This is a genomic window from Streptomyces sp. DSM 42067 (genome assembly GCF_055792885.1).
Genome location: NZ_CM147706.1, coordinates 687,768 through 703,223, shown reverse-complemented (window position 1 = coordinate 703,223; position 15,456 = coordinate 687,768). Strand labels below are relative to the sequence as shown.

General features: G+C 71.1%; 16 protein-coding genes. 8 read left to right on the top strand and 8 right to left on the bottom strand.

Features of this window, described 5'->3' with window-relative positions; all coding sequences use genetic code 11:
* Positions 1-39 precede the first annotated feature (39 nt).
* A complete protein-coding gene (locus ACSMXV_RS03550) occupies positions 40-1,467 on the top strand; it encodes an Nramp family divalent metal transporter (RefSeq protein WP_473176232.1) in 1,428 nt (475 codons plus the stop codon).
* Positions 1,468-1,624: 157 nt separating this feature from the next.
* The gene (locus tag ACSMXV_RS03545) at positions 1,625-2,839 is read left to right on the top strand and encodes a S1 family peptidase (protein ID WP_473176231.1); all 1,215 of its coding nucleotides are present in this window, start codon (positions 1,625-1,627) and stop codon (positions 2,837-2,839) included.
* 126 nt (positions 2,840-2,965) lie between these two features.
* Here ACSMXV_RS03545 and ACSMXV_RS03540 read toward each other — a convergent pair whose 3' ends face one another.
* Entirely contained in the window at positions 2,966-3,382 is a 417-nt protein-coding gene (locus ACSMXV_RS03540) for an SseB family protein (protein ID WP_473176230.1), read from the bottom strand.
* Positions 3,383-3,659: 277 nt separating this feature from the next.
* Positions 3,660-4,625, bottom strand: coding sequence for an acetylxylan esterase (locus ACSMXV_RS03535; protein ID WP_473176229.1), 966 nt, complete (start codon positions 4,623-4,625; stop codon positions 3,660-3,662).
* A gap of 255 nt (positions 4,626-4,880) precedes the next feature.
* On the opposite strand from ACSMXV_RS03535, the gene ACSMXV_RS03530 reads away from it, so the two are divergent.
* Positions 4,881-6,299 carry a PepSY-associated TM helix domain-containing protein gene (locus ACSMXV_RS03530; RefSeq protein WP_473176228.1) on the top strand — a complete coding sequence of 473 codons (1,419 nt, stop codon included), beginning with the start codon at positions 4,881-4,883 and terminating at the stop codon, positions 6,297-6,299.
* 117 nt (positions 6,300-6,416) lie between these two features.
* Here ACSMXV_RS03530 and ACSMXV_RS03525 read toward each other — a convergent pair whose 3' ends face one another.
* From ACSMXV_RS03525 to ACSMXV_RS03515, 3 genes are all read right to left on the bottom strand, one after another.
* Positions 6,417-7,949: a SulP family inorganic anion transporter gene (locus ACSMXV_RS03525; protein WP_473176227.1), complete on the bottom strand. Its 1,533-nt coding sequence runs from the start codon at positions 7,947-7,949 to the stop codon at positions 6,417-6,419.
* An 8-nt stretch (positions 7,950-7,957) separates the two neighbouring features.
* On the bottom strand, positions 7,958-8,548 hold the full coding sequence (locus ACSMXV_RS03520) for a carbonic anhydrase (RefSeq protein ID WP_473176226.1): 591 nt from the start codon (positions 8,546-8,548) through the stop codon (positions 7,958-7,960).
* Positions 8,549-8,729: 181 nt separating this feature from the next.
* Positions 8,730-9,104 carry a hypothetical protein gene (locus ACSMXV_RS03515; protein WP_473176225.1) on the bottom strand — a complete coding sequence of 125 codons (375 nt, stop codon included), beginning with the start codon at positions 9,102-9,104 and terminating at the stop codon, positions 8,730-8,732.
* A 324-nt stretch (positions 9,105-9,428) separates the two neighbouring features.
* Between ACSMXV_RS03515 and ACSMXV_RS03510 the strand changes: the two genes are divergently transcribed.
* The 4 genes from ACSMXV_RS03510 (at position 9,429) to opcA (ending at position 13,674) form a co-directional block, all read left to right on the top strand.
* Entirely contained in the window at positions 9,429-9,830 is a 402-nt protein-coding gene (locus tag ACSMXV_RS03510) for a hypothetical protein (protein ID WP_473176224.1), read from the top strand.
* Between the two features lie 139 nt (positions 9,831-9,969).
* Positions 9,970-10,611 carry a bifunctional 4-hydroxy-2-oxoglutarate aldolase/2-dehydro-3-deoxy-phosphogluconate aldolase gene (locus ACSMXV_RS03505; RefSeq protein ID WP_473179225.1) on the top strand — a complete coding sequence of 214 codons (642 nt, stop codon included), beginning with the start codon at positions 9,970-9,972 and terminating at the stop codon, positions 10,609-10,611.
* Between the two features lie 571 nt (positions 10,612-11,182).
* Positions 11,183-12,718, top strand: coding sequence for a glucose-6-phosphate dehydrogenase (gene zwf / locus ACSMXV_RS03500; protein WP_473176223.1), 1,536 nt, complete (start codon positions 11,183-11,185; stop codon positions 12,716-12,718).
* Positions 12,715-13,674: a glucose-6-phosphate dehydrogenase assembly protein OpcA gene (gene opcA / locus ACSMXV_RS03495; protein WP_181656977.1), complete on the top strand. Its 960-nt coding sequence runs from the start codon at positions 12,715-12,717 to the stop codon at positions 13,672-13,674. The genes zwf and opcA overlap by 4 nt, the downstream gene beginning before the upstream one ends.
* Before the next feature lie 45 nt (positions 13,675-13,719).
* Here opcA and ACSMXV_RS03490 read toward each other — a convergent pair whose 3' ends face one another.
* The 3 genes from ACSMXV_RS03490 to ACSMXV_RS03480 all read right to left on the bottom strand — a co-directional run bounded on the left by ACSMXV_RS03490 (position 13,720) and on the right by ACSMXV_RS03480 (position 14,753).
* Complete coding sequence (locus ACSMXV_RS03490) at positions 13,720-14,109, bottom strand: hypothetical protein (protein ID WP_473176222.1); 390 nt, start codon at positions 14,107-14,109, stop codon at positions 13,720-13,722.
* Positions 14,106-14,375, bottom strand: a complete 270-nt coding sequence (locus ACSMXV_RS03485) for a hypothetical protein (protein ID WP_181862832.1) — start codon at positions 14,373-14,375, stop codon at positions 14,106-14,108. The genes ACSMXV_RS03490 and ACSMXV_RS03485 overlap by 4 nt, the downstream gene beginning before the upstream one ends.
* Before the next feature lie 222 nt (positions 14,376-14,597).
* Positions 14,598-14,753: a hypothetical protein gene (locus ACSMXV_RS03480; RefSeq protein ID WP_473176221.1), complete on the bottom strand. Its 156-nt coding sequence runs from the start codon at positions 14,751-14,753 to the stop codon at positions 14,598-14,600.
* A gap of 187 nt (positions 14,754-14,940) precedes the next feature.
* Here ACSMXV_RS03480 and ACSMXV_RS03475 point away from each other — a divergent pair, with 187 nt between their 5' ends.
* Positions 14,941-15,423, top strand: a complete 483-nt coding sequence (locus tag ACSMXV_RS03475; RefSeq protein WP_473176220.1) for a nucleoside deaminase — start codon at positions 14,941-14,943, stop codon at positions 15,421-15,423.
* Positions 15,424-15,456 lie beyond the last annotated feature (33 nt).

The window sequence follows — 15,456 nt, the reverse complement described above, 5'->3', positions numbered from 1 at the left end:
CCGAGACCGGCAACGAAGCCGGCCGAGAGAAGGCTCCTCATGACCGAGACGACAACCCCGAGCACCGCCGCTCCAGCCGAACCCCTCGACCCGTACGCACTGCGGGCCGAGGACGTCCTCGAACCGCCCCGCACTTTCACGGGCCGACTGCGCTACCTGGGGCCCGGGTTCATCCTGTCGGCCGCCGTGGTCGGCTCCGGCGAACTCATCGTCACGACCTCACTCGGCGCCCAGGCCGGATTCGCCCTGCTGTGGCTGGTCATCGTCAGCACCGGCGTCAAGGTGTGGGTCCAGATGGAACTCGCCCGCTGGACCATCCTCAACGGGCGCCCGGCGCTGGACGGTTACCGCGACGTCGGTCCGCGCATCGGACGTGTGAGCTGGATCAACTGGCTCTGGATCGGCATGGACTTCGCCAAGATGTTCCAGCGCGGCGGCATCATCGGAGGCACGGCCGCCGCCTGCTCCATCCTGTGGCCCATCACGGGCGAGGCGCTCAGCTTCCCCTCGCTGGCGGTGTGGACGGTGCTCGTCACGGCGAGCGCAGTCATCCTCCTGCGCACCGGGAAGTACGGGGTCGTCGAACGCGCGGCCGTCGCCTCGGTCGTCGTCTTCACACTCGCCACCGTCGGCCTCGCGCTGGGGCTGCCGCTGACCGAGTTCGGCTACGAGGCGGGCGACCTGGGCGAGGGGCTGAGCTTCCTCATCCCGGCCGGCACGGTGGGCATCGCGCTAGCCATGTTCGGCATCACCGGAGTGGGCGCCGACGAGATGACCACGTACACGTACTGGTGCATCGAGAAGGGCTACGCCCGCTGGACCGGCATCGACGACGGCACGGAGGAGCGGGCCCGGCGCGCCGAGGGCTGGCTGAAGGTGATGCGCCTCGACGTCGCCGCGGGCTGGGTGATCTGCACGCTGTGCACGCTCTCCTTCTATGTGATCGGCGCGTCCGTGCTGCACCCGCAGAATCTGGTGCCCGAGGGCAACGACATGATCACCACCCTGTCGCGCATCTACACGGACACCATGGGCCCGTGGGCCGAGTACCTCTTCCTCTTCGGTGCCATCGCCGTGCTCTACTCCACCCTCATCGGCTCCACCGGCAGCGTGCCGCGGCTGTGGACCAACACGCTCGGCCTGCTGGGCGTCATCGACTGGAACAACGTGCGCACCCGCATGCGCACCATCCGCATCCTCACCGTCTGTCTTCCGTTCGTCTGGGCGGCTTTCTACCTCTACGTCCAGTCCCCGGTCCTGATGGTGCAGATCGGCGGCATCGGCGGTGGCGTGTTCCTGCTCGCAGTCGTCATCGCGGTCTGGCGACTGCGCGCAACGGGCGTCGAGAAGCGCTTCCGGGCCAACCCGTGGCTGACCGTCGCCCTGGTCCTCAGCAGCGCGGCGATCGCCTTCCTGGGCGTGTACGGCGTGCTGGACACGCTGGGCATCAGCATCGCGGGGTCCTGAGCCAGGTCCAGCGCCTCAGGGGACGCGGGGCCTTGGCCAGGGGCGGGTGAACGCAACTCCCGCACCATCCGTACCTAGGGCCGGACTTGTTCGCCGGAGCGCAGGCCGGAGAGCGGGCCGTCATCCAAGGACCCCGCCACCCCCAGGAGGTCGCGAGTTGAGTCACAAGCGAGTGCCCAAGCGAAAGGTTGTTCTGGCCGTCGGTGGAGCCGGTGCCCTGGCGGCAGCGGCCATCCTGCTGCCCCAGGCCAACGCCTCACAGACGGACCCGGAGCCCGCTCCCAAGGCGCTGAGCCCTGCGGCAGCGTCGGAGCTCGCCTCCCAGCTGGCCTCCCGGCTCGGCTCGGCCTTCGGCGGGGCGTACTACGACGCCGACCAGCAGCAGATCATCGTGAACGTCGTCGGCAACGACAACAACGTCATCGTGCAGGCCCAGAAGGCCGGGGCGGCCGTACGGACCGTCCAGAACAGCCTCGGCACGCTGAAGTCGGGCGCGCAGACGCTGAAACAGCAGGCCACCATTCCGGGCACCGCCTGGGCCGTCGACCCCAGGACCAACCAGATCCTGGTAACGGCGGACCGGACGGTGACCGGCGAGAGGTGGGACACCCTCGAGTCGACGGTGCGGTCCTTGGGCGAGGGCGTGGCCCGGATCCAGAAGTCGGCCGGCGCGTTCAAGACCTTCGTCGAGGGCGGCGACGCCATCTTCGGTGGCGGCGCGCGCTGTTCCCTCGGGTTCAACGTCACGACCGAGGACGGCAGCCCCGGCTTCCTCACCGCGGGCCATTGCGGCGTCGCCGCGGAGCAGTGGTCCGACGCGCAGGACGGCGCCCCGATCGGCACCGTCCAGGCCGCGACGTTCCCCGGAGACGGGGATTTCGCGCTTGTCACGTACGACGATCCGGCGACCCAGGCGGCGAGCGCCGTAGACGTGGGGAACGGGCAGCTCGTCGAGATCCAGCAGGCGGCCGAAGCCGCCGTCGGGCAGCAGGTGTTCCGCATGGGCAGCACCACCGGCCTGCGGGACGGCACGGTCACCGGCCTCGACGCCACCGTCAACTACCCGGAGGGCACCGTCACCGGGCTCATACAGACCGACGTCTGCGCCGAACCCGGCGACAGCGGTGGGGCATTGTTCACCGAGGACGGCAGTGCCATCGGCCTGACGTCTGGTGGGAGTGGCGACTGCACCCTCGGCGGCGAGACGTTCTTCCAGCCGGTGACGACGGCGCTGGCGGCGGTCGGCGCGCAGATCGGTGCCGGGGCCGGGGGCGGCGGGGGTGCTGTTGAGGGTGGCGGTGCCGAGGACGGGGGTGACGGCGGGTCCGTCGAAGGGGAGGGCACTGCCGACGGTTTCGGCGGTATTGGCTGACACGGTGCCGACTCGGGGCAGGGCCCTCAGCGCTGGGCGCTGGGGCCCTACCCCTTACTGTTGCCCTTGGACCGACCGGCAATAGGGAAAGTGGGCGCAAGCCACGACGTACGGTGCGCCGTACCCTCAGTGCCGGGCAAGCAGCGTACGCACCGACTCGGCGTTCAGTGCCAACGCATCCGGATCTCCGGCGTCCACGACCAGCGACAGCTCGTCCGTCGGCCAACGCGCGGCGATCACGCCCAACGGCACGCGGCGGTACGCCGGGATGTCCGGCAGCGTCCTGGTCATCCGCGGCTCCGAGGTGAAGACGGGCACGACCTGGGCGCCGTCGGACTGCTCGACGACCGGCAAGGTCAGGGTCATCCCGTCGTCGCCCCCCTGCGGCTCGTCGCCGACGGGAGCGGGCACCGGTACGAGGACCTCGGTACCGGCCAGCGTGTCCACGGCGGTCCGTATCTGCGACTCGTCACCGGTGTTGTTGACCAGCACCTTGAGGGCCTGCTGAGCCTGCTCCGGGTTCGGGGAAGGGAAGTCAGTCACGTTCTGTCCTCATCGTTGCGGCGAACACAGCGCGTCGCGGTGCCCGCCCGGGCATGGGCCACGATCGCTTACCCAGCCTCCTGCGGGCCATGCCTGACTCCTACGTCTCCAGGAACAGCGATCCCGCCGGCTCCTGGTGGCCACCGGTGGTGTGCCACTGGTCCCGGTCTCCAAGGCGAGAGAACCACCCGCAGCCCCGCGGAGCCGGTGCCGAAGCCCGGGCGAACTCCCGCACACAGCTTGGTACGGGCCTTCGCCCGGTGCGTGCGCCGGTGCCTCACAGTCGCGCCGGCAGCCACCGCAGCTGCTCCGCCTGGTGGAACGGGCCGCCCCCTTCATGGTCGTTGAAGTCGTACACCGCTATCTCCTTGTCGGAGTGGGCCCACGCGTTGAAGGCCGCGTACACGGTGGACGGCGGGCAGGTCTGGTCCTCCAGGGCGACCGAGAAGAGGGCCGGAGCGCTGCCCCGCGCGGCGAAGTGGGCGCCGTCGAAGTAGGCGAGCGTACGCATCACCTGCCCGGTGCGGCCGCGGTGGACCTTGAGGTACCTGCCCACTTCCCGGTACGGATCGCGGTCGGTGATCGTCGTCGCGCGCGGGAAGTCGCACAGGAACGGCACGTCCGGAGCGATCGCGGCGAGGTCCGGTACCAGTCCGCCGACGGCAAGCGTGATGCCGCCACCCTGGCTGGCACCCACGGCCGCGGTGCGGGAGGCGTCGACGAGCGGATGGGAGCGCGCGGCCTCGACCGCCCGTACGGCGTCGGTGAACACCCGCCGGTAGTAGAAGCTCTCGGGGTCCTCGATGCCGCGGGTCATGAAGCCGGGGTGCGCGGGGCCGCTGCCCACGGGGTCCGGGGTGTCGCCGGCGGACCAGCCGCTGCCCTGCCCGCGGGTGTCCATCACGAAGTGCGCGAAGCCGGCCGACGCCCACAGCAGATGCGTGTGGGGCAGCCCGCGGCCGCCGCCGTAGCCGATGAACTCGACGACCGCAGGCAGGGCCTCCGTCGTCCCGGCGGGCAGCGTCAGCCAGCCCTTGACGGGATGCCCGCCGAACCCGGCGAACGTCACATCGAACACCTCGACGTTCTTGAGACCGGTCTCGACGGGCTCGAAGCGGGCGTCCAGGCCGTGGACGCGGGCCTCCTCCAGCGTCTTCGCCCAGAAGGCGTCGAAGTCGTCGGGTTCGACCGACGCGGTGCGATAGCTGCGCAGCTCGTCGAGGGGCAGGTCGAACAGGGCCATGCGGGGCCGCCTTTGCTACTCGGGGAGCGGAATGATCACACCGTACGAGCCGTGGCCCGGCTGGAGAAGAGGTGCGAAAGCGCTTTCTCCGCAGAGACCTCCACGGGCCGCGACAAAGCGGCCGGCGACCCGGCGTCGGTGCGACGCAGGTCACACATTCCTCCGGGAACTCGCGCCCGGTCCGGCACGACTGCTGGTGCGGTACGGCTCACAACCGACCGCCCACCCCCCTCGCTCCAGGAGGCCGCCGCCACGATGTCCGCTCAACCGCCGCCACCAGCCCCCGCTTCCGTCGCCGGCGACGGGCAGCCGCCGTTGCAGGAACTGCCGGAGGCCGCGCCCTCCGGAATCCGGTCGGGATGGGCCGCGCTGCGCCCGCTGGTGCTGCGACTGCACTTCTACGCGGGCCTGCTCGTCGCGCCGTTCCTGCTCGTCGCAGCCACCACGGGATTCCTGTACGCCTGCTCGTACCAGGCCGAGAAGATCGTGTACGCGGACCAGCTGCGGGTCCCCGTCGGCCGCAGTGAACTGCCCGTGTCCGAGCAGGTGGCCGCGGCGCGCAAGGCGCACCCCGAGGGCTCGGTCAGTGCGGTGCGGCCCTCTCCGGAAGACGGGGCGACCACCCGCGTGCTGCTGTCAGGCGTTCCGGGCGTGGACCCCGACCACACGCTGGCCGTCTTCGTGAACCCGTATACGGGCGAAGTCCGAGGGGCACTGGAGCAGTACGGCTCCACCGGGGCCCTGCCGTTGCGTACCTGGATCGACGAGCTCCACCGCGATCTGCACCTGGGCGAACCGGGCCGCCTCTACAGCGAGTTCGCGGCGAGCTGGCTGTGGGTGATCACGGGTGGCGGGCTGGTGCTGTGGTTCGGACGGCGCAGGGCGCAGCGCAGACTCCGGGGTACGACCGGGCGCCGGCGGGCACTGACCCTTCATGGCACGGTCGGGGTGTGGGCGGCCGCCGGGTTGTTCTTCGTCTCCGCCACAGGGCTGACCTGGTCGGCGTACGCGGGCGAGACCATCAGCGATCTGCGCGAGCAGCTGGGACAGTCCACCCCGTCCGTGACGGCGACCGCCGCCGGTGGTGAGCACGCCGAGCACGAGGCGGGGAGCGGGACCGGCGAGCACGGTGTCGGACTCGACGCCGTCCTGAAGGCCGCCCGGGCGGAAGGCCTGTCGAACCCGGTGGAGATCGTCCCGCCAGCCGACGCCTCGTCCGCGTACGTCGTGAAGCAGATCCAGCGGAGCTGGCCGGAGAAACAGGACTCCGTCGCCCTCGACCCGGCCACCGGCGAGGTCACGGATGTCCTGCGGTTCGCCGACTATCCCGTGCTGGCCAAGCTCACCCGGTGGGGGATCGACGCGCACACGGGCGTCCTGTTCGGGCTCGTCAACCAGATGCTGCTGGTCGCGCTGGCCGTCGCGCTGATCACGCTGATCGTGTACGGCTACCGCATGTGGTGGCAGCGCGGCCGCGGCTCCGCCTTCGGCCGCCCCGTGCCGCGCGGGGCGTGGCAGCACGTTCCGGCCTACGTCGTGGTACCCCTGCTGGCGGGCGTGGCCGTGCTCGGTTACTTCGTCCCGCTGCTCGGTATCCCCTTGGTGGGCTTCCTAGCCGTGGACATCATGCTGGGCGAGATCGCGTACCGGCGGGGGAAGCGGACGTACGCGTAGCGGCCGGCCGTGGCGCGGCCGGTACGGGCCGTAGGGGCGGGCCGCACGCGGACACCCCAACGGGCCGGACAGTACGCGCAGTTGCGTACCGCCCGGCCCGGTGGCCCGAGACGTGTGTCAGCTCGGTGACGTGACCTTCACCGGCTCCGTGTCGGCCCCGCTGTGCCGTTCGGCCCAGTTCTCCAGGGCCGTGCGGCAGGCGTGGTCGAGGTGGTGCAGCCCGGTCAGGTGCAGCTCCACCGGGCGGTCCTGCGGCAGCGACTCCAGCGTGTCCAGGATCTTCGGCAGCCGTAGGAACGTGGCGTTGCCTGTCAGGTAGGCCTGGATGGGCCCGGCGCCCTTGTCGACGACCTCGAGCCGTACGTGAGAGGCCTCCCAGGCCGTCTTGACAACCGCCAGGGCGAGACCGATGAGCACGCCCTCGAACATGCTGACCGCGACGATCGACACGGCAGTGGCGACAAGGATCAGTGCCTCGCCGCGGTGTTCGCGCCATAGGCCCACGAGTTCGCGGGCCGGAATCAGCTTGAAGCCCGCGTGGACGAGGATGCCGGCGAGCGCCGCGACAGGGATGACGCCGAGCGCGGCCGGCAGCAGGGCGGCGAACAGCAGCAGCCATACGCCGTGCAGCACCCGCGACGCCTTGGTCCGCGCGCCCGCCTGGACGTTGGCCGCGCTGCGCACGATGACCGCCGTCATCGGCAGCGCGCCGAGCAGCCCGCACACCGTGTTGCCCGCGCCCTGCGCCATCAGCTCCTTGTCGTACTGGGTCCGCGGACCGTCGTGCAGCCGGTCCACGGCGGCGGCGCTGAAAAGGCTCTCAGCGGAGGCGATCAGGGTGAACGCGAGCACCGTGCCGATCAGGCCGATGTTCGCGAGCTCCCCGAACTCGCCGAGGCCGGGCGGCTGCAGGGACTCGACGAGCCCCTGCACCTCGACCTTGGCGACGGGCAGGCCGAGCAGCGCCGAGGCGAGCGTGGCCAGTCCGACGGCGGCCAGCTGTGCCGGGACGACCTGCACCGGCTTGGGCAGCTTCTTCCACAGCACCAGCACCGCGATGGTGCCGGCTCCGAGGCACAGCGCGGTCTGCGCCTGCGGCGATGCGGCCACGTCGGCGAGCATCCCCGGCAGTCCGGCGATCTTGGCCAGGCCCGACGAGGGGGCTTCGATGTCCGCCAGCGAGTAGAGCTGCCCGGCGATGAGGACCAGGCCGATGCCCGCCAGCATGCCCTCGACGACCGAGACGGAGATCGCCCGGAACCAGCGGCCCAGCCGCAGCCCGCCCATGAGGAGCTGGAGCAGTCCCGCGATGAGGACGATGACGCCGAGAACGGGCAGCCCGTACGCCTGCACCGCCTCGTAGACGAGGACGGTCAGCCCGGCGGCCGGGCCGCTGACCTGCAGGCTGCTGCCGGGCAGCAAGCCGGTGACGAGACCGCCCACGATGCCCGTGACCAGGCCTAGTTCGGCCGGTACGCCGGAGGCGACGGCCACGCCCACGCACAGCGGCAGCGCGACGAGGAACACGACGAGCGAGGCGGCGAAGTCCTGCCGCCAGGCAGAGCGGGGCGCGGCAAGGCGGCCGCGCAGACGGCCGGCGGAGCGGTCGGCGGATGTCGAACGAGAGGTGTCCGTGCGCGAGGTTTCCATGGGCGCGCTCACAGGGCCGTGAAGGTGTCGGCGTCCGGATCGTGGGCGAGCACGGTTCCGGTGTGGACTTCGTAGTACCAGGCGTGCAGCCGCAGTCGGCCGTCCTCCAGTCGCCGGGCGATACCGGGGTAGGACCGCAGCCGGAGGATCTGCGCCAGCACGTGGTTCTGCACGGCCTGTGCCACGGCCGGGTCGTCCTGGGTGCCGTCCGGGCGGGGCGCGGCCTGGGTGAGCCAGTCGCGCACCGCGGGCACGGACGTCAGGTCGTCGCCGCGCACCAGCGCGCCGACGGCACCGCAGTGCGAGTGGCCGCACACGACCACGTCCGCGACGCCGAGCACCTCCACGGCGTACTCGATGGTGGCGGCCTCGCCGGTCGGGTGCCCGGACGCGTAGGGGGGAACGATGTTGCCCGCGGTGCGCAGCTCGAAGAGCTCGCCGGGGCGGGCCCCGGTGATCAGTGCCGGGACGACCCGGGAGTCGGAGCAGGTGATGAACAGGGCCTGCGGCGACTGGCCTTGCGCCAGGCGCGCGAACTCCTCCGAGCGGGCAGCTGACTGCTTCCGGAAGGAGCGTGCGTGATCGATGAGGGGCTGCATAGGGAATGCCTCCAGCGCGCCCCGGGGGGCGCGTCGTCGTACGAGTACGGAGTGTCACTGGCGGCGGGCAGGAGGGAGCGACCCCGCGCGGCGCACATGGGCGCACGGGGCGAGAGGGGAATGGCGGCGCCGGAAGATGGAGGGCGGGAACCGTCCCGGACTCGCTCCTGACCTGGTCCGGTCAGCAGCGGAAGACCTGGAGCACCGCGGGCGATCTGTCCGTCGCCGGTCTTGGCAGACGGTGGGAGGGGCCGGCGGGGACACGGGATGCCGACACCGCCGAGGCGGCGGGGTCACGCGATTCTGCGCCGTGCGGAGGGCTCTGCGTCGAGAACTCCTCGGCGCGCTGCCGGTCGCGGGCGTACACGGGTCGTGCGTCGGTCTCCACGGGGTGGGCGTCACCGCAGTTGGCGGGACTGGCGACTTCGGCCTCGGTGGAGGCGACGTGCGCTTTGTGACCCGTGGCCGCCGGCGCGGAGGGCGTGAACAGCTGGAGTGCGAAGAGGACGCCGGCGAGCACGCTGAACAGGGCACGCAACGCCGTACCTCGTAACATGCGGTAGCTCCTGGTCGGGCCTGCAACTGCACCGGCCGCAACGGCCTTGTTGACGTGCGCGAGTGCCGTAACTCCTTTGGAGGATTAGTACCTTAACCCGGCATCGCGCCCGAATGGTTACCGAAAGGTTTCCCTCCGGTGAGGGCCCGGCGAGGGCGATGCGGGCGAGCGGTGGGCCGATTCTGATAAGTCGGGATTGATCAGACGAAAAGTCTATTGGGGCGATCGGGTGGCTTGAGCGCCGAATGAGCAACCGGTCCCTCTACTGTGGCACTCCTCCCCGGCACAGTCCGATGCAGTCCCTGCTCCCTCTCTGGAGGCGTCATGTCTCTTGGTCAGCTGGCCGATTCGCGCTCGACGACGTTGTCGGCATGCGCGGGCGACGCCGATTCCCGCCCTACGCCCGCCGAGGCCGCGGCGAGCGACCACCTGCTCGCCGCGCCCGATCCGTGCGGCTGCGCGGACGCCACTCCACTCGAGGCGGAGGCCCCGCGCCTCGACGCCCTGGACGCCCCGCACCTCGGGGCCGAGGATCCGCGTTTCGAAGCGAAGGACCAGCGTCTCCCGGCCCAGGACCAGCGCGTGGTGGACCTCCACACGGCACTCACCGCGGCCGGAGTTCCGCCGGAGGCGGGCGACACCACCGCCATCCATGTGCTGGCGGCCCTGGACGACGAGACGGTGCACGCGGTCATCCGCTGGGTGAGCCGTAGATTCGCGGTGTGACGGTGACGGAGTCACTCGGGCCGGTCGCGGCCCGGTGTCCGGCACCGCGGACGTGGTCACCACCGCCCTGCCCACCACCGCCTCCCCACAACCGCCCTGGCGCACCACCGCCCCGCCCGCAGCCGTCTCCCGGAGCGTCATGGACACCGCCCGCTTCCGCTCGGTCCTGGTCGTCGAACGTCTTGTCGCGATCGTGCGGGGCCGCGACGCCGAGGCGTCGCTCAACACCGTGCTGGCCCTCGCCGACGAGGGTGTGGCGCTCATCGAGGTGTCGCTCCAGACCACGGACGCCCTGGACGTCATCGCACGTGCCGCTGCCCGCCTGGGCCCCGACATCGTGATCGGCGCGGGCGCCGTGCTCACGGCGGACGACGTACGCCGTGCCCAGGACGCCGGTGCGGGCTGGGTGGTCACCCCGGCCGTCACCGAGGCGGTCGCGGCGTCCGCGCTGGCCGGAGTGCCGGTACTCGCGGGGGCGCTGACCCCGACGGAGACCGTCCACGCGATCCGGCTGGGCGCCGGCGCCGTGCAGCTGTTCCCCGCATCTCTCGGCGGTCCCCACTACCTCGCCGCCCTGCGCGAACCGCTGCCCGACGTCCCCTTCGTCCCGGCCGGCGGAGTCGACGTCGGTGCCGCAGAGGAGTACTTCACCGCCGGAGCCGTCGCCGTGGGCGTTGGCCGGCCCCTTGTCGGTGACGCCCCCGACGGCGGCGATCTCGGGGCACTGCGCCATCGCGCCCGGCGCTATGTGGCGGCCTGCCGCTCCGGGAGCACGGCATGACACGGGGGCCGTCCCGGGGTACGGCAGATCCGCTGATCGGGGGCGCGTGAGGCCGCGTGGCACCGGGAACAGTCCTGTGTCGTCCGTGGTTCGCCTGTCCGGAAGTCCAGGCAGCTGAGATCCGCCCGACCGGTCACAAGATCGAGCAGAGGATGGGCCCCGCATGGAGGACAGGCCGGCCCCTCGTGGGGACACGCGGAAACGCCTGACCAGCGAATGCGTTGCGCATGCGCCGGAGGCCACGGGGAGTCCGTGGCGGGCCCTGGGCCCTGCGAGTGGCCTCGGCAGACCAGCCCGACCGGCCCGAGTCGCGCGGTCGACCCGGCCGGCTGGACGGCTGGCACCCCCTCCGGAGTGGGTCCGCAGGCGATCCCCGAGACGATCGGCGAGGGTAACAGCGTGAACGTGACGCGGAATCTCCCGCCGGAGCGCAACCTGGAAGTCAGGAGCGCCTGCCTCGACGGCCGACGCACCCGGGGGCCGCGGCAGCCCGCCCCACCACGACCGGCAGGAGCCCACGGCAGCGGCGGCCAGGGCACTCGAACATCTCGCCCGAAGGAGGCCTGACCTCATGTCAGAGACCAGCGGCTGGGAGAACCCTCTGCGCGATCCGCTGGACCGGCGGCTCCCGCGCATCGCGGGGCCGTCCGGCCTCGTGATCTTCGGTGTCACGGGCGATCTGTCCCGGAAGAAGCTGATGCCCGCCATCTACGACCTGGCCAATCGGGGACTGCTGCCCCCGGGCTTCTCTCTCGTCGGCTTCGCCCGCCGCGACTGGGCCGACGAGGACTTCGCCCAGGTCGTGCACGACGCGGTCGAGCAGCACTCTCGCACCCCTTTCCGTGAGGAGGTGTGGCAGCAACTGGCCGAAGGGATGCGCTTCATTCCCGGCGATTTCGCCGACGACACCGCCTTCGAACGGCTGCGGGCCACGATCGAGGAGCTGGACAAGGCGCAGGGGACGGGCGGCAACTTCGCCTTCTACCTCTCCGTACCGCCGAAGTTCTTCCCCACGGTCGTCGAGCAGCTGAAGCAGCACGGGCTGTCGGACGCTCCCGCGGGATCCTGGCGCCGGGCGGTGATCGAGAAGCCGTTCGGGCACGATCTGGCCTCCGCCAAGGACCTCAACGCGATCGTGCACGAGGTGTTCGCGCCCGACGAGGTGTTCCGGATCGACCACTACCTGGGCAAGGAGACCGTCCAGAACATTCTGGCGGTGCGCTTCGCCAACACGATGTTCGAGCCGATCTGGAACCGGTCCTTCGTCGACCATGTGCAGATCACGATGGCCGAGGACATCGGGATCGGCGGCCGTGCCGGATACTACGACGGCATCGGTGCCGCCCGCGACGTCATCCAGAACCACCTGCTCCAGCTCCTCGCCCTGACGGCGATGGAGGAGCCGTCGGGCTTCGACGCCCCCTCGCTGGTCACCGAGAAACTGAAGGTCTTCAAGGCCGTGGATCTCCCGGAGGACCTGGGCGCGTCCACCGTGCGCGCCCAGTACTCAGCCGGCTGGCAGGGCGGTGAGAAGGTCATCGGCTATCTGCAGGAGGACGGCATCGACCAGCAGTCGAAGACCGACACCTACGCGGCGATCAAGCTGGAGGTCAACAACCGCCGCTGGGCCGGGGTGCCGTTCTACCTCCGCACCGGCAAGCGCCTCGGCCGCCGCGTCACCGAGATCGCCGTCGTCTTCCAGCGCGCCCCGCATTCGCCCTTCGACTCCTCCGCCACCGCGGAGCTCGGGCAGAACGCGCTGGTCATCCGCGTGCAGCCGGACGAGGGCGTGACCGTGCGGTTCGGCTCCAAGGTGCCCGGCACCTCGATGGAGCTCCGCGACGTGACGATGGACTTCGCATACGGCGAGTCCTTCACGGAGTCCAGCCCGGAGGCCTACGAACGGCTGATCCTCGACGTCCTGCTCGGCGACGCCAACCTCTTCCCGCGTACGGAGGAGGTCGAGGAGTCGTGGAGGATCCTCGACCCGATCGAGGAGTACTGGCGCAGGCACGGCACACCGGCACAGTATCCGGCGGGCACATGGGGACCCGAGGAAGCGGACGAGATGCTCGCACGAGACGGACGGAGCTGGCGCCGGCCATGAAGACCGACCTCACGAACACCAACGCAAGCAAGATCAACAAGGCGCTCATCGAGGCCCGCCGCGCCATCGGCACGCCGGCCGTGGGCATGGTGCTCACCCTCGTCATCGTCACGGACGAGGAGAACGCCTACGACGCTCTGAAGGCTGCCACCGACGCGTCCCGCGAGCACCCCTCGCGCACCCTCGTCGTCATCAAGCGCCACGTCCGCTCCCCACGCGACCGCCACGGCACGCGCCTGGACGCCGACGTGCGGGTCGGCACAGACGCGGGCGCCGGCGAGACTGTCGTGCTGCGCCTGCACGGCGAGCTGACCGACCGCGCGGACTCGGTGGTGCTGCCCCTGCTGCTGCCCGACGCGCCCGTGGTCGTGTGGTGGCCCGTCGACGCCCCGGCCGTGCCCGCCAAGGATCCGCTCGGCGCGCTCGCGCAGCGGCGCATCACAGACGCATACGCCGTCGAGCGGCCGCTCCAGGAACTGGAGGCGCGCGCCGCGGGCTACTCGCCCGGGGACACCGACCTGGCATGGACCAGGCTCACACCGTGGCGCTCCATGCTCGCCGCAGCCCTCGACCAGTCGCGATCGGAGATCACCTCCGCCGTGGTGGAGAGCGAGGCGGAGAACCCGAGCGCCGAACTGCTGGCCCGCTGGTTCGCGAACCGGCTCGGCGTACCGGTCGAGAAGGTCGTCACCGACGGCCCCGTCATCACCGCGGTACGGCTGAGGACCGCCGACGGTGAGATCCACATCGACCGGCCGGCAGGTCCCGTGGCCCGGCTGTCCATCCCCGGTCAGCCGAGCCGCGTCCTGGCACTGAAGGTGCGTACCACCGCCGAACTGATCGCGGAGGAGCTGCGCCGGCTCGACCCCGACGAGGCGTACTGCGCCGCGCTGCACACGACGGTGACCGTGCTCGGCTCGTCGAACGAGACAGCAGCGACAGCCGACGTCACATGACCGGCGGGGCGGCGGCGCTGGTCACGGTGCTCGCTTCCGCCCGCACTACTCGATGTTCTCGGTGTCGATCCGGGCGTCTATCTGCTTGTACGCGGCGGGGGTCCGGGTCAGTACGGGCAGGCCGAGGCCGAGAGCGAGGTGGGCGGCGTGGGCGGTCGGCAGGTCCGTGGCGCGTTCGCGGGCGATCTGGGCGACGGCCCAGCAGGACGGCTCGTCGAGGGGACGGAAGATGAAGCAGGGCGAGGCGAGAGCGTCCTGCAGCATCTGGGCGACCTCGCCGAGAGCGCTCTCGGCAAGTCCCTGGGCGAAGGATCCGGCCGGCACATACAGCGGCTGGGCGATCTCCGCGGAGTGGTGGACGCGCGCGGCCATGTAGATGCTGCCGTGCGCGAGGGCGCTGACCGCGGTGTGGTCGAGAACGTATCCCGTGCTCACGCGGCGCTCTGCCCCTGGGCGGCAGGGTAGCCGCGGCGGGCATCGGCCTCACGCACGGCCTCCAGGGCCGTGTCCCACTGGCCGGGATGCTCGGTGCGGGCGCGCCCGGCGAACCAGTCGATGGCACGCTGAGCACGCTCGGCCTGCTCGAGCTTCGCCTTCACGGCCTCGTCGATCCAGCCCGAGACCTGCCCCTTGCCGGCGATTTCCTCGATCGCGGCGAGGCGGTCGCTGTCGATGGTGATGGTCACCTTCTTCTTCGCCATATCGACACCATACCGACGCCATACCACTTGTGGGAGAGTTCGCGCCTCAACCTTTGCGCCTGAAACACCGCTCCGAAGGGAAGTCCTCAGGAGTACGAGGCCCGGCCCATGGGCGCCGCCCCTCACCCACGCCCAGGCGCCCATGGAGCTCGGGGACGCATGGCACGCCGCCCCCGGGTCCGCGTGCCCGCCCACCGTTCCGCTGTCGCCGACAGCCCGGGTCTACTCCGCCGCGGGCTGCGGGGAGCGGCGGCTGTCGCCCAGGGGTGTGTGGAGCCGCCCGTTGAGCGAGCGGAGGGGTGTCACTCTGCTTTTTGCGCTCTGCTCGCCCTGTGTGTCCTTCGTGCTCTTGGCGTCAAGTGGGGCTCGATTGCTCATGATGCGATGATCGGCCAGGGGGCGCGACGCAGCCACTCCCTGCCTTTCCTGGTGTTGCGCATCCTGGTGCTGCGACTCCCAGGCAGAGCAACGGACAGCTGCCGTCGCGCACCTGCCGCGGCCGAGGCCCCGCGCCCGGTTGCGGCCGGGATCCACGATGCTCTGACGATCACATCCAGGGGAGGCCGTGATGGTGACGGATGGCGAGTTGCGGCACCTGCGCCGCTGTGTGGAGCTGGCGGCCGAGGCGCTGGAGGAGGGTGACGAACCCTTCGGTTCCGTGCTGGTCGGCGGGGACGGGACCGTGCTCGGCGAGGACCACAACCGGGTGGCGTCGGGCGACCGCACGCGGCATCCCGAGTTCGAGCTCGCTCGTTGGGCGGCGACGCACATGACCCCGGAGGAACGGGCGGCCGCCACCGTCTACACCTCCGGAGAGCACTGCCCGATGTGCGCCGCCGCGCATGCCTGGGTGGGGCTGGGCCGCATCGTGTACGTCAGTTCGTCCGAGCAGCTCGTTTCGTGGCTCGCCGAATTGGGGGTCCCCGCACCTCCTGTGCGGCCGCTGCCGATCCAGGACATCGCCCCTGGCGTGATGGTGGAAGGCCCGGTTCCGGACCTCGCGGAGGAGGTACGGGCACTGCAGCGCCGCTTCCACGGCACCTCGTGAGGGCGTCTGCCGATGGGTTGCCGGCCGGGACGG

Excerpts from the sequence above, each read along its gene's own strand:
- zwf (WP_473176223.1), top strand. The coding sequence starts at position 11,183 with ATGTCAGAGACCAGCGGCTGGGAGAACCCTCTGCGCGATCCGCTGGAC.
- ACSMXV_RS03510 (WP_473176224.1), top strand. The coding sequence starts at position 9,429 with ATGTCTCTTGGTCAGCTGGCCGATTCGCGCTCGACGACGTTGTCGGCA.
- ACSMXV_RS03515 (WP_473176225.1), bottom strand. The coding sequence starts at position 9,104 with ATGTTACGAGGTACGGCGTTGCGTGCCCTGTTCAGCGTGCTCGCCGGC.
- ACSMXV_RS03530 (WP_473176228.1), top strand. The coding sequence starts at position 4,881 with ATGTCCGCTCAACCGCCGCCACCAGCCCCCGCTTCCGTCGCCGGCGAC.
- ACSMXV_RS03550 (WP_473176232.1), top strand. The coding sequence starts at position 40 with ATGACCGAGACGACAACCCCGAGCACCGCCGCTCCAGCCGAACCCCTC.
- ACSMXV_RS03520 (WP_473176226.1), bottom strand. The coding sequence starts at position 8,548 with ATGCAGCCCCTCATCGATCACGCACGCTCCTTCCGGAAGCAGTCAGCT.
- ACSMXV_RS03485 (WP_181862832.1), bottom strand. The coding sequence starts at position 14,375 with ATGGCGAAGAAGAAGGTGACCATCACCATCGACAGCGACCGCCTCGCC.
- opcA (WP_181656977.1), top strand. The coding sequence starts at position 12,715 with ATGAAGACCGACCTCACGAACACCAACGCAAGCAAGATCAACAAGGCG.
- ACSMXV_RS03535 (WP_473176229.1), bottom strand. The coding sequence starts at position 4,625 with ATGGCCCTGTTCGACCTGCCCCTCGACGAGCTGCGCAGCTATCGCACC.
- ACSMXV_RS03480 (WP_473176221.1), bottom strand. The coding sequence starts at position 14,753 with ATGAGCAATCGAGCCCCACTTGACGCCAAGAGCACGAAGGACACACAG.
- ACSMXV_RS03525 (WP_473176227.1), bottom strand. The coding sequence starts at position 7,949 with ATGGAAACCTCGCGCACGGACACCTCTCGTTCGACATCCGCCGACCGC.
- ACSMXV_RS03505 (WP_473179225.1), top strand. The coding sequence starts at position 9,970 with ATGGACACCGCCCGCTTCCGCTCGGTCCTGGTCGTCGAACGTCTTGTC.